Below are 14961 nucleotides of genomic sequence, written 5' to 3' on the forward strand. Positions count from 1 at the left end.
GCTAGTCACCGCATCGGCGCCGGTTCCGACGCACCCGCCGTGCGATTACGGGACCGGCACCGACGGTTGCGCCATCACCGCGCGCAGACCGACGAGCAGCATCTTCATACCGCGCAGTTGCAGCGCCTCCACCTCGGAGAAATCGCCGCCGACTTCCTCGTCGACCCACTGGATGTAGGCCTGGCGGCTGGTGTGCACGATCAGCTCGGCCGGAAGTCTGCGCAGGAACGGATCGTCACCGAGTTCGACTCTCGCCGAAAGGAATTGCGTGATCGGCGCGCAGAGTTGCTCGCCCCATTCCAGCCAGCGCAGACGGTACTGCGGCGTATGGATCATCAACGTCATGAATGTGCGGTCGGACTCGGGCGTCCGGCGCTTGTACACCTCGGTGGTGAATGCGCGCGCCAGTGTTTCGGCGACGTCGGCGTCGGCCGGCGCGTTCTTCAGGAAGTCGATGATGATGGCCTGGCTGCGCCGGAACAGCGGCCCCATGACATCTTCCTTCACCGGGAAGTGGCGGTGGAAGGTCCTCGGCGCGATGCCGACCGTCTCGCAGATGCGCTCCACGGTCGCGGAGGTGTCACCGTCGGCGACGAACATGTCGCGCGCGGTATTCGCGATGGCCAGGCGCAACTCCTCCGCGCGGCGTTCGGTCAGCGTCGGCCTGGACGACTTGCTCACGACCTCTGTCCTCCTTGATCGCAGTCCACAGTAACGCGGTCGGGAAAACGCCTGGAGGGGTTCGCATCCGTCGATCTGTTCGAGCACATCGATGTGATCTGCTTTACATCCATCTGCGCCCTCCTTACACTCAGACCTGTCAGAATCTGACAGACGGTCATATTCTGCAATGTCTGGCGGTCGGAGGCAACAGGTGGCAACGGTGCGGCTCGAACAAACCCCCAACGCGATGATCGATCGCGTGGCGTCCCTGCTGGAGGCCTTCGTCGGGCAGCGGCCCATGACGCTGGCCGATATCGCCCGGCGTTCCCATCTGCCGCGCTCGTCGGCGCATCGGATCCTGCAGCGGCTCGTGGAACTCGGCTGGGTGGAACGCCACGGCTTCGAATACGCCTTGGGCATAAGGATGTTCGAATTCGGGTCGCAGGTGGTGCGCCAGCGCAGCGTCAACGACGTGGCGATGGCCGTCATGACCGCACTGCACCGGCGCACGGGCCTGACCGCACATCTGAGCCTGCTGTCCGGCGCGGAGATCCTGCATCTGAACCGTGTGGGCGCCTGGCCGACGCCGGGCCGCCAGTGGGCGGTCGGCGCTCGCCAGCCCGTCGAGCTCACCGCGGCCGGGCACGCGCTGCTCGCCGCGATGGAACCGGAGCAGTGGCCCGACCTGCCGTTCGCCGGCGCGCCCACCTGCTACAGCGTGCGGACTCGCCGGCAACTGGAACGCGAGCTGGAGAAGGTTCGCGATCGCAGCGGGGTCGCGGTGGACTCGCAGGGCTGCGCGCTGGGCGTGACGGTGGTCGCGGCCGCGCTCGACATCGATGTCGACCGAGGTCGCGTGGCGGTGTCCCTGTGCGGTCCGACGCGCTCGATCAAAACCAGCGCGGTCGTCTCGGACGTGCGGCTGGCGGCGAACGAGATCCGGCGCGTGGCGCTGGCGGCGCCGCGGAGGGGCCCGCAGCCGGTGCGCGTCTGACCGTCACGAGTAACCTTGCGGCACAGGCACTTTCGCAGGAGCGAGCACCGGCGCCCCCTGAAGTCAGGCGGGCTGGCCGATCGGACGGATCGTCACCGTGTTGAGGTCGACACCCGCCGGCTGATCGAGCGCGAAGCCGATCGCCTCGGCCACCGCATCCGGGCTCATCGCGAGGGGCGGAACCTGTCCGTGCCAGAACGCGGTGTCGATCATGCCCGGGTTCACGACCGTGACTCCGATGCCGCGGGTCGTGGCGTGCAGGCGGAGGTTCTCGGCGAAGCCGACCACGGCCCACTTCGTCGCGGAGTAGAGGTTGCCCGGACTGTTCTTGATTCCGGCCACACTGCCGATGAGCACCAGCCGGCCGCCGGACCGTTCGAGGTGGGGCAGGGTCGCTGTCGCCAGCAGAGCCGGGCCGAGCACGTTGGCGAGCACCATCGGCGCCCACAGCTCCGGATCGCCGCCGTCGACGACGCCGGCAGCGCCGCTGCGGAAGTGATCCGCGGACGCCCCGCCCGCGTTCGCGACGGCCGCGTCGAGCGACCCGAAGCGCTCCACCGTGCTGGTGACCGCCGTGTTCGTGGAGTCCCACTCGGAGGCGTCGGCCACCAGGCCCAGCACGCGGTCCGCGTGGCCGGCTTCGTCGAGGAAGGCCTCGAGCCGACCGGGATCGCGCCCGGTGACGGCGACCCGGTGGCCGCGCGCGAGCAGGAGCCGAGCGGTCGCGGCGCCGATTCCGCTCGTGCCACCGGTGATCAGGACCGTCTTCCCGGCCACCGGCGATGCGCCGGAATTAGTGAGTGTGTCGGTGAGTGAGGTGTTCATGACGTCCACTCTGTAGCGCGGCGCGGGCCCGCGACAGTTGCTCGCGAAGGTGGGGACGCCGTCCCCTGGCACCGTCCGCGCCGCCCAGGGAAGCTGGTTCCATGTCGAACACGAGGTACTCCGAACTCGGTGGCTTCCTGCGTTCGCGACGCGAGCGAATCCGTCCCGAGGAGGTCGGGCTCGCGCCCGGCCCGCGGCGCCGCGTCCCCGGTCTGCGTCGCGACGAGGTCGCCGTTCTGGCCGGGGCCTCGGTGGAGTACTACACCGAACTCGAGCGCGGTGCCGGCTCGCAACCCTCCGACCAGATGCTCGCCGCGCTCGCCCGCGCCCTGCGCCTCAGCCGCGACGAGCGAGACCATCTGTACCGGTTGGCGAACCGCTCGATCCCGCATCAGGGCGGGACGGCCGCACACGTCCACCCCGCGATGCTCGACCTGCTGAGCCGGATCGACGGGACCCCGGCGATGGTGAGCACCGACCTGCACACCGTTCTGATCCAGAACCCGCTCGCCGTCGCGATGCTCGGCGACCTCGCCGGGCATCACGGCCGCGCGGCGAGCTTCATCTACCGATGGTTCACCGACCCGGCCTCGCGGCGGATCTACCCGCAGGAGGACCTCGCTCCGCAGTCACGCTCGTTCGTCGCCGACCTGCGCGCGGCAGTCGGGCGACGCGGCCCGGGCGACAGCGAGGCGAGCGCACTGGTGGACGAGCTGTCGCAGCAGTCGCCGGAGTTCCGGGAGCTGTGGGCCGACCAGGACGTGGGGGTGCGCAGAGACGAGCGCAAGCGGATCCTGCACCCCACCGTCGGCATGCTCGACCTCACCTGCCTCAGCCTCTTCAGCGAGGACAGCCGCCAGCGGTTGCTCTGGTTCACCCCACGCGCCGGGACCGACACCGCCGAGAAGCTCGCGCTGCTGACCGTCGTGGGCACACAGGCGATGCACACCGAACCGGTCCGATGAACCGATCGAGTTCCGCAGCGGACCGGATCGATTCACGCAGCTGTGAGCAGTGCCGCATCGCCGCGTCCGAGAATGCGCCGGCGACATGACGTTCCACGCACGCGGCACTCGACTCCGCATCCCACTGAATGCTCGTCTGCGCCCAGCTGCTCTTGCGAGCGAGCACGCGCGCACCGCACTGCCGACACTCGACCGGCGCCATGGGAACTTCCCGGATGCGTTCGTCGATCGGCGTCACGAGGTCGCCTCCGCGGCTTTGCGGGCGACGTTCTCGCGGACCTCCTCCTGCCAGGCGGCCAGCGGTCGCGTGGTGTCGAGTTCGAATTCGAACCGGTCGACCATTTCGGGGGTGACATCGGCGACGTCGACGTAGAACTGCTGATACCAGCGGCGCAGCTGATAGACCGGGCCGTCCTCCTCGCAGAGCAGCGGATTGTCGATGCGTGCCTTGCTCTTCCAGATCGTGACGTCCTGTTCGAAGCCGAGTTTGACCCAGTCGCCGAGCGCGACGGCGGTGGCCATCGCCTGATCCTCGGGCAGCGTGTCGGACTTCTCGACGATGATGCCGTACTGCAGGACGAACGAATTCTCGTCGATCGGATAGTGGCAGTTGAGCAACACCGTCTTGTAGTCACCGTGCTCGTAGTGATAAACGAGGTCGTCGATCATGAACGATGGCCCATAGTACGAGGCGACCGACGAGGTACCGAGCAGCTGCGGCTGCCCGACCGGTCCGGGCAGATCGTCGCGGGCGCCACTTTCGAAATACTGCGTCGCCACCGGTCCCTCGAAGACGTTCTTGAAGAAGGTCGGCAGCGAACCGTGGATGTAGAAGAAATGCGCCATGTCCACGACATTGTCGATGATTTCGCGGCAATTCGTGTCGACGATCGTGGTGTACCAATGCCATTCGGTCCAGTTGGGATCGCCCGCGCCCGCGATCCGCGGGATGGTCACTCCCTCCGGCGGCGGATTGCCCTCGGGATCGTTCCAGACGAACAGCATGCCGTCCTGCTCGAGCGTGGTCCACGCCCGGGTACGGGCCAGCGGCGGCACCCGACGGGCGTACGGGATCTGCTTGCAGCGCCCGTTGCCGCCCCAGCGCCAGTCGTGAAAGGGGCAGGCGATCTCGTTGCCCTTGACCTCGCCGTCGGACAGGTCCCCGCCCATATGCCGGCAGAACGCGTCGAGGACGTTGACCCGGCCGTCCTCACCGCGGAAAACCACCAGTTTGGTGCCGAAGGCCTGGACCGCATGCGGCCGGCCGTCGGCGAAGTCTCGGATCAGCCCGAGACAATGCCAGCCGCGCGCGAATCGCGTCGGCACCGTCCCGGCCTCGATCTGGCGAACCTCGTCATGCGTCGTTGTCATGTTCACCGTCCTTGAAAAGAGAGATGTCCCGCAGCGGTTTTCGCGGCGATGTAGCCGAAGACCAGTCCCTGGCCGATGGTCGCGCCCGCGCCCGGATATGTGTTGCCGAAGGCATTGGCCGCCGTATTGCCGATCGCGTACAGGCCCTCGATGACGCTGCCGTCCTCGCGCAGCACGCGGGCCGATCCGTCCGCGCGCACACCGCCGCACGTGCCGAGGTCGGACAGCACCAGCTTCACCGCGTACAAGGCTCCCTTCCCGCCCAGCGGCCGCAGATTCGGGTTCGGGCCGATCGTGGGGTCGCCGTAGTAGCGGTCGTAGGCGCTTGCGCCCCTGGCGAATTCGTGATCGACACCCAGCTCCGCGGAGGCGTTGAAGCTGTCGAAGGTCGCGGCGAACGCGTCCGCGGGGACACCCATCGCCCGTGCCAGGCTTGCCGGATCGGTGGCCGTCACCGCGATGCGGTTGTCGTACCAGGGCTGAGGCAACGGCTGGCGCGGGAACAGGCCCGCGGCGAAGATGTAGCTGTTGCGGTAGCGCTGATCGAAAACGAGCCACATCTGCTCCACCGGATCACCGGCACGCTCACGCTCGAGCACCCGCTGACCGAAGGACATGTAGTCCGTTGCCTCGTTGACGAAGCGCCGCCCGCTCTGGTCGACGATGAACGATCCGGGCAGCGCACGCTCCGCCAGCAGCACCGCCGGCTGCCCGCCGGGAAGCGCGGCCACGGCCGGGAACCACCATGCCTGATCCATCAGCCCGATCGCCGCACCGGCCTGCTGCGCCACGGTGATGGCATCGCCGGTATTGGTGTCGCAGCCGAGGCTCGCATGCTCGACCAGCCTGTCCGACTGGTACTTTCGCCGCATCTCGGTGTCGTGGTCGAACCCACCGGCGGCCAGCACCACTGCGCGCCGGGCGGTGATCTCGGTGCGGACGCCGTCGCGGTCGACCACCGCTCCGGTGACCGCGCCGTCCTCCCCCACCAGCAGGCGCACCAGCGAGGTGTCGGTCCAGATCGGAATTCCGGCGCGCAGCGCGCCCGCGAACAGGCCCGCCGCGAGCGCCTGCCCACCGGCGATGTATTCGCGTTTGAAGACGAGTCCGCCCACGCCGATCGCCATGGCCTTCATGCCGCGCCACAGCGCCTTGCGCGGGGTGCGCGCGATCAGGTTGAGCCACTTGTAATCCGCGCCGGTCACCGGCATCGGCAGCCCGGATGCCTCCATCACCCCGGGACGCAGCCGCGACCGGTGCGCACCGAGCCGGGACGCGTCGAACGGCTTGCACTCGCAGGTGCGTCCCGCCGCCGATCCGCCCGGCAGTTCGGGGTGATAGTCGGAGTAGCCGTCGGCCCACATGAATGTCATCGGAGTGGTCCGTGCGAGCATCTCGACCGCGGCGGGCCCGTGTTCGAGGAAGGCCGCGCCGCGTTCCCGCGGCGCCGAATCACCCACTACCGCTTCGACATACGCCGCGGCGGCGCGGGCATCGTCGGCGGGCTGCTGTTCGCGCAGCAGGAAATTACCCGGCACCCAGAACGCCCCGCCGGAGCGGGCCGTGGAACCGCCGACATATTCCGACTTCTCCACGACCAGGACCGACAATCCCGCCTCGGCGGCGGTGAGCGCGGCGGCCAGACCGGTGCCCGATCCCACGACCAGCAGATCTACTTCGTGCTCGGCTGTGTGGTTTTCGCTGGAGTTCATCACCGATGGGCCCTTCATGCTTGCTTCATCTGCTTGGCCCGCAAACATTCGTGACCCCTCGGTCGGCCAATGCCTGTGCGATCCATATCGGCGGCGAGCACCCGGACATAGCCGAGCCCCTTGATTTCAGTCATGGACAACCGCTTTCGGTCATGAAGTAACTCGCGTCCTGTTCGGGCTCGGTCAGATCATCACGCGCAGGGGACCCTGCGGTACTTCCACACCCAGTGAGGACATGGCCGCGGCGTGATAGGTCGTGCTGGAGACGTGGATGGCGTGATGCAGCCCCGCGTGGGCATCGCGCCAGAATCGTTGCAGCGCATTGTCCATGCGCAGCGCGTTGCCACCGGCGCGGTCGAAGATGTCGTCGGCGGCGCGGACGGCCCGCCACGCCGACCGGATCTGATCCCGGCGCACTCGGGCGCGCATGTCGAAATCGATCTCCTTGCCGGCGTCGACCAGATCCCAGATGCGGTCGACATTGGCCAGCAACTGCTGCCGGGCGGCATCGATCTCGGAGGCCGATTCGCCGAGTGCGTGCAGGACGTAGGGGTCGTCCTTGACCAGAGTTCCGGTGGCCCCCACCCGATTTCGCTGATAGTCGATTCCGGCGGCCAGCACGCCCTCACAGATGCCGATCGTCGCCGAGGTGATGCCCAGCGGGAACATGGTCGACCACGGCATCTTGTACAGCGTTTCCGTCACCCCGTATTCCGCGGCCGCGCTCCCGTCGATGACCTTGCCCTGATCCATCACCCGGTAATCGGGAATGAAGGCGTTCTTCACCACGATGTCCTTGCTGCCGGTGCCGCGCAGCCCGACCACATCCCACGAGTCCGCGACGATCTCGTAGTCCGAGCGGGGCAGGATCACATGCAGCGGATGCGGCGGCATGACCGGTTTGCCGTCCGCACCGCCCACCAGGGCACCCAGGAAGATCCAGTCACAGTGATCGGTGCCGGAGGAGAACTGCCAGCGCCCGCTCATGACGTATCCGCCGGCGGTCGGCACCGCGACGCCGCCCGGCATATACGGCGAGGCCATCCAGGTGTCGGTGTCCTCGCCGAGAACCTCCTCCTGCACCTTCGGATCGGCGAAGGCGAGCTGCCATGGGTGCACGCCGACGATCCCGGCCACCCAGCCCGCGGAACCGTAGAGGCTCGCGGTCTTCATCACCGTCTCGGCGAACTCGCGCGGATGCGACTCGTAGCCGTTGTACTTCTTGCGCTGCAGCATCCGGATGACGCCGGCGTCCTTCAGCCCTTTGGCCATGTCGTCGGGCAGCCGGCCCAGCGAATCACCCTCGTCGGCCCCGTTGCGAATCTGCTCGGCGATGCTGTCGATACTGCCGATCACTGTGTTGGACATACGGCCAAGCTTGACCGCTCGGCCCCCATTTGTGACCTGAGTCTCCTACTCATCGGAACAACGGATCGTGGCCGGGGCCCGGTCGCAGAGCCGTCCGATCGATTGAGGTAGCGGACTACTCGTGTGGAACACACGCGGCCGAGCCACGCTGAGCACATTGCCTTCACGCCGAGGCGAGCCGCCGGCTCGGACGTACCGGTGGCCTTTCCGAACGAGGGAATGGTGTCGTGGGTATTACGTGGGCGCGTCGGCTGCCGGCCGGAATCGCCCTGATCGGAGTTACCGGACTGCTGCTGTGGGTCTGGCTCGCATCCGGATGGGAGACCATCGGAAAGGTCGCCGGCCTGATCACCGCGGTCATCGGCGTCCTGACCGCGGTGGCGGCACGATGGCCGGGACAGCGGACCACCGTCGATCCCGACGCCGCCTTGGAGGCGCTGGCCGGCGCGGTACGTGAGCAGTGGCAGGCGGAGGAGAGACTGCGCCGGCTGCCCGACCCGCGGCCGCTGCAACTGCACTGGGACAACTGCCGCCGAGACGGGGTGATGGATTACTGGGAAGTGATCCGCGGCGTCGAGGGCTGCGATACCCCGATCGAACTCGGCGGACGGCTCTGCGAGATCGTCGAGGTCTTCGAGCGGATCCCGGCACGGCGGCTGGTGGTCCTCGGCGAACCCGGATCGGGCAAATCCGTGCTCGCGATGCAATTCACCCTGACCACGGTGCGACGGCGAAGCCCCGGCGATCCGGTCCCGGTTTTGATGCCGGTCGCGTCGTGGAATCCGGGCGAGGCGAGCCTGGCGGCATGGATGGAAGCGCGGTTGTGCGTGGACTATCCACTGCTCGGCGGCCGCGGCGCCTCGGGATCGACGCTGGCGCACGACCTGATCGCCCGGGGCCGGATCTGGCCGGTTCTCGACGGCCTCGACGAAGTCCCCGAAGAGGTGCGTGCCGAGGTGATCACCGCATTGAACCGCACCCTCACCGTGGGCGACCCGCTCCTGCTGACCAGCCGCTCGGCGGAGTACGAGGCCGCGGTCGACGCTGCCGGGGACGTCGTGACGGCCGCCGCGGTGATCGAATTGACGCCGCTCGGACTCGAGGAGGTCGCGTCCTATCTGCGGGTCACGGCGGCGCCGCGGCGGGGACTGAACAAGTGGGATCCCGTCCTCACCCATCTCCACGAGCATCCGCAGGACCGCCTGGCCTCGGTATTGACGACACCGCTCATGACCTCGCTCGCGCGGGCTGCCTACAGTGACGGACGCGCCGACCCCAGCGAGCTCCTCGACGCCACCGCCTTCGATACCCGGGAGGCCGTCGAGACGCACCTCCTCGACCAGGCGATCCCCGCCGGCTATGCGAGCGAAAACCCGCCCGCGGGTCACAACGGCGACGCGGTGGTCGACGCCGAACGCCGACTGCGGCTCCTCGCCGGTGACCTCGACCGCTGTGGCGATCGTGAATTGGCCTGGTGGAAGCGGCATCTCGCCATTCCTTCGCCATTGTTCGCGGCGGTGTCGGGACTCGCGGTCGGGATGCTCGTGGTGGCAGTGACGCTCGCAGCGGCATGGCCGACCGACAGCTTCACATCGACCAGATGGGGGGAGAGTGTCGAGTGGTCCGTTCGGCTGGGTTCGCTCGCCGCGGTCGTCATCGGCTTCTTCACCCTTGCAGACCTGGACCGCGAGAGACCGACATTCCGCCGCCAGGCTGGGCGCTTCACCATGGTGATGGCACTCGGTTCGATCGCCGCGCTCGCCGTCGGCGGGCTGACCTACCGGGCGTGGATCGACACGAGCTATCGGTCCGATATTGCCGACAGCGCAGTCGATACCGCGCAATACGTCGCGGAGAGCTTCTTGCTCATCGCCCTCGTCGTCGGTTTTCTGCGCGTACCCCCGGTACGGTCGCCCACCGCTGTCCTCCGAGAATCACCTCGAACCGCCGATACGACAGCCGGACGCTTCCGGGCGAGGATCGGGCCGATCGCGGGCACAGCGACCGTAGTCGGGATCGTTTTCGGGCTCGTCCATGCAATCGGCGTGTCGGCTGCGGGTGTTGTGGTACGGCACGAGTCCGTGCGGGACGGAGTTCTCGACGTGCCGCGCGAGTGGTTGACGGTGGGACCGATCGCCGGGATCTGCTCGGCACTCGGCGTGCAGCTCGGCCGTCGCATTCTGCGGCCGGTTTTCGCAGCCGGCGCCGAACGCACGACGACGGGCCAGCCGCGGATTCTGGCAGCCGTCACGGTCACCGTGGTCGGGGTAGTCGCCGGCGCGTTCCTGCTACCGATCGTGAGAGACATGCTCGGTGATGGCAGGGCGGTGTGGGACTCGGCACTGAGCGCCGCGAAGGACGGTATCCGGCTCGGCATCGGCCCTGCGGTCATCCTCGCATTCCTGCCATGGGAAACCCGGCCGATGAGCCTGCAACTGCGGTTGCGAGGCAGGCTTCTGCGTTTGCTCATCGTTTCCGCGATCGCCGCGACAGTGGGAGCGGCGGCGCTCTGGTTCGCGGCAGACCTTCCCGATGCCGGGCAGAAGGCACGAGACTGTGTGCTCGTCGGTGCGCCATTCGGCCTCGCCGTCGGAATACTCGCCGTCGCGCTGGATCGGCCGGTCACCTTGGACCGGCCGATGGGACCACTGGCATCGCTACGCCTGGATCGACGAGCGGCCGTCATCTACAGCCTCGCCTATGCGGTCGCCGCCGGCGCGGCCAATTGGCTCCACGCCGCGATCAGCTCGACGGCCGCGCTCGGCGCCCAGGACATCGGCGTCTTCGCCGTCGCGTTCTTCGTGATCTCGTATTTCCTCACGGCCTCCGGAAGACATGCGATCACATCCGTCTGGTTGTGGCTGGCCGGTCGAATGCCGTTGCGGGACATGGAATTCTATCGCACCGCCCATCGCCGCGGGGTGCTCCGGCAGGTCGGCAGCGTCTACCAATTCCGGCATGCCCTGCTGCAGGACCGGCTCGCCGCCGGCGCGCGACGGCCGTTCCGCCACAGTCGCGCGCACGCCGCACTCGTCCTCGCCGCCGCCGCGGCGCTGGTCCTTTCATCCGTCGCCGCGCTCGTGCACCACGCGTACGAACACCGGGAGTGGCTCGCGCGGAGCAATGCGGCCGTACTCCCCTTCGACGACGTCTCCCTACCCCTCGGTGTCGCGGTCGACCACGCCGGAACCCTGTACGTGGCCGGCACGAGGTTCGGGAGGAGCGCCAACCACGTCGACGACACCTCCGCCCTCGGCCGGTTGTGGCGATGGGAGAAGGGTGCGCCGAGACCGTCGATGCTCCCTCTCACCGACCTCGGACTGGCCTTCACACTGGCGATCGACCGAGCGAACAACCTCTACGTCGCCGACCGCGACAACCATCACGTTCTCGTATTGGGTCCTCGATCGATCGTCCCGGTCACATTGCCGTTCTCCGAACTGGTGGCGCCCATCGGCCTGGACGTCAGCGAATCGGGTGATGTGTATGTTTCCGACAATGGCACCGGTGTGGTCTGGAAGCTGCCGGCCGGGTCGACGACCGCGATCGCCCTTCCGTTCCCGAGACTCGACCATGTCACCGCTGTCGCGATCGACTCCGCGGGGACCGTGTACGCAAACGAAGCGGGCCGCAATCGCGTATTGAAGCTGCCCCTCGGATCGACTGTCCCGACGGCACTGCCGTTCGACGGCCTCGACAAACCGAGCGGGATCGCCGTCGACTCCGAAGACACCCTCTATGTCTGCGACTGGAGCGGCCAAGTGATGAAACTTCGCGCCGGATCGGCTACGCCCGAGGTGGTGCACATGACCGGACTCAATTGGCCACAGTCCATCGCCGTCGACGATGCGCACAACCTGTACGTCACGAACCCCTACGACAACCGCGTACTCGAACTACCTTCCCCTCGATGAACGAATCGGCGTGCGGCGTCGGAATTCCAGTCGAGGAATTGGCAGAAGTGCATTGCGCGTACTTTCCTGGACATCGAGCCGGCCACTCGCGGCGGCGCACCATTTCTATTATGGCGGGCGAAAACCGTCGCGATCTCGGGTAGCACACTACCCTCTTTCAACTGGGGGCATAAGGCGAAGTCGAGTATGCACGACCCTCCCCGAACAATGCGGCAACCATTAGAATTCAAGGGCACCAAATCTTTTGGATCGCCAGGCGATCCGGTTCTCCGAGACTTCCAGCCGTGATGGGGCCGGGTTCGGCCGCCCCTGCGCGCCGTCCTCCCGGAGTGAACTCCGTCTATCCGTTCGCCCTGGTAATCCTTTTCCGAAGGGCGAAAAGACATGCTGGTACGAATTCATCACAACGGCGACGACGCACTGATCGCATGGAAACCCGACGGGTTCATTCCGGGGTGCCGCGGGTTCGCGCTCATGCGTCGACGCAACGGCATCGAAGAGGTCGTGAGCACGTGGGTCGGCTTCACCGACGACCAGGCCACCGCCGGCGAACGTCGCGCGTCCACGAACTGGCCGATTCAGAAATATCAATGGATCGACTACATGGCCGACCCCGGTGACAAGGTCGCATATCGGGTCCTACCGATGGTCGGCGACGACAAGGCGAACCTGCGCCCCGCCCCGGACGCCGCGAGCGACTGGACCGACGAGATCACCCTGACGCATATGGCATCGCCCGATATCGAGGCGGTATTCAACCGCGGAATCGTTGCCGCACAATGGGTCTCGCGCCGACTGGGCGTCACCGGCCACGAACTGCAGAACGCGAAGCTGGAAACCGTGCTCGAGACCACCGGCGATCCACTCCGCAACTACCTCGCCGGACCACTGGGCACGCGGTTGTTCGCGCTGCTCGACACGGCCGCCCGGAACGGATCCGATGTGTACGCGGCGCTGTACGAACTCGACGATCCTCAGCTGGAATCCGCCCTGGCCCGGCTGGGCAACCACGCGCACGTCGTGCTGGCGAACGGGAGCGTGAAGAAGAAGGGCGACGATCAGAACGCCGACGCGCGCGACAAGTTGCGTGGGCAGATCGACCTACACGATCGGATGTGTTCGCCACGTGCTCTGGGACACAACAAGTTCCTGGTCGTCTGCGATCAGGAATCCACCCCGCGATGGGTGTGGACCGGCAGCCAGAATTGGACCATGACCGGGTTGTGCACCCAGGCCAACAACTCACTCCTGATCGAGGACCCGGACCTCGCCGAGCAGTATCGGCACCAGTGGGACCTGCTCGAGCAGGCGGGCGACGCCACACCGGCGAGCCTGCGCGCCGACAACAGCACACCCCGCGACGAGGCGGTGGATCCGGCCCGGGTGCGACTGTGGTTCACCCCGACCGTCGGACAGGTCGACCTCGACGACGCACGCACGCTCATCACGGGCGCGGAGACCGGCATCCTCTTCCTGATGTTCAATCCGGGACCCAAGGACACCCTGCTCAATACGATCCTCGACACGGCTCGCGCGGGACGACCCGACGACCGGCGTCTCTACATTCGCGGCGTCCTCAACCAGGACCCGAGCACCACGGCCAACCCGGTGCACCTGTTCGATCAGGAGAACTCGGAGAAGGCCGATTTCGACGTCGTCCTCCCCGCGGCCATCGACGCGCCGACCATGTTCTTCCGGGAAGAACTGAAGAAGCTGGATCGAGCATTCGCGATGGTGCACAGCAAGGTCATCGTGATCGACCCCCTCAGGGCGAACCCTGTCGTGCTCACCGGCTCGCACAACCTGGGTCCGAAAGCCAGCGGGACCAACGACGAGAATCTGCTCCTCATTCGCGATACGCCGGGTCTGGCCGACGCGTACGCGACGAACATCATGTCCGTCTACAACCAGTACCGGTGGCGCTTTCGCCGGCACCTGCAACCACCGAATCTCCGATGGCAGGGCCTGATCGACAGCGACTCCTGGCAGAGCTGGTATCTGAAACCCGACAGCCCTCAGATCCGCGAGATCGACTTCTGGGTCGCATAGCCGGCGGAGCTCGAACCGACTGTGCCCGCACCGTTTTCGGAGCTCGGGTTCTATCTGCTCGCCGGAGCGGGTGGCGAGGGGCCCGCCATCTTGGTCCAGGAAGCCCGCCGAGGCGAGGAGTTCGGTCTGGGCTGTGCTGCAACGCTTTCGCGACGACCCGATCGTGCAGTCGCGACGGCCGTGCCCGGCCACTCGGTCAGTGCGAGCGCAGCCAGTCACGGTAGTGGGTGGCGGCCAGGTGGGCGTCGGGGGGCGCTGTCAGCTCGTCGCCTTCTACCGCGGCGAACAGGCCCGCGCTGTTGTCGGTGACGACGTGGCGGTGGTCGCCGGTGAGTTCCAGCGTCAGGCGGCCGAGTTCGTCGAGAGCGAAGACGTCGGGGCCGGCGATGTTGCGAATGCCCTGCAGTGGTGAGCCGACAGCCACCGCCGCGACCTCGGCGGCGACCTCCGCGGAGCTGATGGGCTGGATCGGGGTGGCGGGCAGGTGGACGGCGTCACCCTCGGCGGTCGATTCCATCGTCGGCGCGATGAACTCCATGAACTGGGTGGCGCGCACGATCGAGTACGGGATCGGTCCCGCCTCGACCAGGTTCTCCTGCAGGGTCTTCGCCCGGTAGTAGGCAAGGGCGGGCACCCGGTCGACGCCGACGATGGACAGCGTCACGAGGTGCCCGACGCCGGCCGCCTTCGCCGCGGTCAGCAGGTTGGTCACCGTGGTGCGGAAGAAGTCGAGGGACGCGTCGTCGAAGGTCGGCGAGTTGGTCACGTTCACGACGACCTCGGCGCCGCCCAGCGCGTCGTCGAGGCCCTGCCCGGTGAGCAGGTCGAGGCCGGTCGAGCGAGAGTGCCCGGTCGCCTCGTTTCCCGCAGCGGTGAGACGCTCGATCACCTGGGAGCCGATCAGTCCGGTGCCGATGACGGAGACTTTCATGAATGCTCCTACGGTGGGGATGTTCGAACTCGGAGGCCCGGAACACCCGGGCTGAATGTCAGGGCCTAGCGCCGACCTCGGTCGGTGCAGCGTAAGCGCCGTGGCGGCTTCGTAGTTCAGCGCACCAATAGTATCGGCGTGCGTACGCGGGCCAGGTCGATGCGCCGAG

The 14961-nt window shown here is 67.3% G+C and carries 11 protein-coding genes and 1 pseudogene; 5 read left to right on the forward strand and 7 right to left on the reverse strand.

Annotated features, from left to right (window positions below; all coding sequences use genetic code 11):
* Positions 1–45 precede the first annotated feature (45 nt).
* Positions 46–681 carry a TetR/AcrR family transcriptional regulator gene (locus IRT45_RS31280; RefSeq protein ID WP_309241240.1) on the reverse strand — a complete coding sequence of 212 codons (636 nt, stop codon included), beginning with the start codon at positions 679–681 and terminating at the stop codon, positions 46–48.
* 202 nt (positions 682–883) lie between these two features.
* Between IRT45_RS31280 and IRT45_RS31285 the strand changes: the two genes are divergently transcribed.
* Entirely contained in the window at positions 884–1657 is a 774-nt protein-coding gene (locus tag IRT45_RS31285) for an IclR family transcriptional regulator (RefSeq protein ID WP_309241241.1), read from the forward strand.
* A gap of 63 nt (positions 1658–1720) precedes the next feature.
* Here the strand turns inward: IRT45_RS31285 and IRT45_RS31290 are convergent, their stop codons facing one another.
* On the reverse strand, positions 1721–2482 hold the full coding sequence (locus IRT45_RS31290) for an SDR family oxidoreductase (protein ID WP_194809408.1): 762 nt from the start codon (positions 2480–2482) through the stop codon (positions 1721–1723).
* A gap of 101 nt (positions 2483–2583) precedes the next feature.
* Between IRT45_RS31290 and IRT45_RS31295 the strand changes: the two genes are divergently transcribed.
* Complete coding sequence (locus IRT45_RS31295; RefSeq protein ID WP_194809409.1) at positions 2584–3447, forward strand: helix-turn-helix transcriptional regulator; 864 nt, start codon at positions 2584–2586, stop codon at positions 3445–3447.
* On the opposite strand, the gene IRT45_RS38125 is transcribed toward IRT45_RS31295, so the two are convergent.
* The 4 genes from IRT45_RS38125 to IRT45_RS31310 form a co-directional block, all read right to left on the reverse strand.
* Positions 3356–3649: a ferredoxin gene (locus IRT45_RS38125; protein ID WP_375540175.1), complete on the reverse strand. Its 294-nt coding sequence runs from the start codon at positions 3647–3649 to the stop codon at positions 3356–3358. The genes IRT45_RS31295 and IRT45_RS38125 overlap by 92 nt on opposite strands.
* A gap of 32 nt (positions 3650–3681) precedes the next feature.
* Positions 3682–4818, reverse strand: coding sequence for a Rieske 2Fe-2S domain-containing protein (locus IRT45_RS31300; RefSeq protein ID WP_194809410.1), 1137 nt, complete (start codon positions 4816–4818; stop codon positions 3682–3684).
* A 2-nt stretch (positions 4819–4820) separates the two neighbouring features.
* The gene (locus IRT45_RS31305) at positions 4821–6548 is read right to left on the reverse strand and encodes a 3-ketosteroid-delta-1-dehydrogenase (RefSeq protein ID WP_228535638.1); all 1728 of its coding nucleotides are present in this window, start codon (positions 6546–6548) and stop codon (positions 4821–4823) included.
* Between the two features lie 165 nt (positions 6549–6713).
* Entirely contained in the window at positions 6714–7898 is a 1185-nt protein-coding gene (locus IRT45_RS31310) for an acyl-CoA dehydrogenase family protein (protein WP_194809411.1), read from the reverse strand.
* 227 nt (positions 7899–8125) lie between these two features.
* Here IRT45_RS31310 and IRT45_RS31315 point away from each other — a divergent pair, with 227 nt between their 5' ends.
* From IRT45_RS31315 to IRT45_RS38130, 3 genes and pseudogenes are all read left to right on the forward strand, one after another.
* Positions 8126–11812, forward strand: a complete 3687-nt coding sequence (locus IRT45_RS31315; RefSeq protein WP_194809412.1) for an NACHT domain-containing protein — start codon at positions 8126–8128, stop codon at positions 11810–11812.
* Positions 11813–12196: 384 nt separating this feature from the next.
* Positions 12197–13861, forward strand: coding sequence for a phospholipase D-like domain-containing protein (locus IRT45_RS31320; RefSeq protein WP_194809413.1), 1665 nt, complete (start codon positions 12197–12199; stop codon positions 13859–13861).
* A 21-nt stretch (positions 13862–13882) separates the two neighbouring features.
* Positions 13883–14000: pseudogene (locus IRT45_RS38130) on the forward strand (TIGR03857 family LLM class F420-dependent oxidoreductase); the annotation flags it as partial.
* A gap of 57 nt (positions 14001–14057) precedes the next feature.
* On the opposite strand, the gene IRT45_RS31325 reads toward IRT45_RS38130, so the two are convergent.
* Complete coding sequence (locus IRT45_RS31325) at positions 14058–14792, reverse strand: SDR family oxidoreductase (protein ID WP_194809414.1); 735 nt, start codon at positions 14790–14792, stop codon at positions 14058–14060.
* Positions 14793–14961: the final 169 nt, after the last annotated feature.

Origin of the sequence: Nocardia sp. BSTN01, assembly GCF_015354405.1 — a bacterium.
In the GTDB taxonomy this organism is placed as follows: domain Bacteria; phylum Actinomycetota; class Actinomycetes; order Mycobacteriales; family Mycobacteriaceae; genus Nocardia.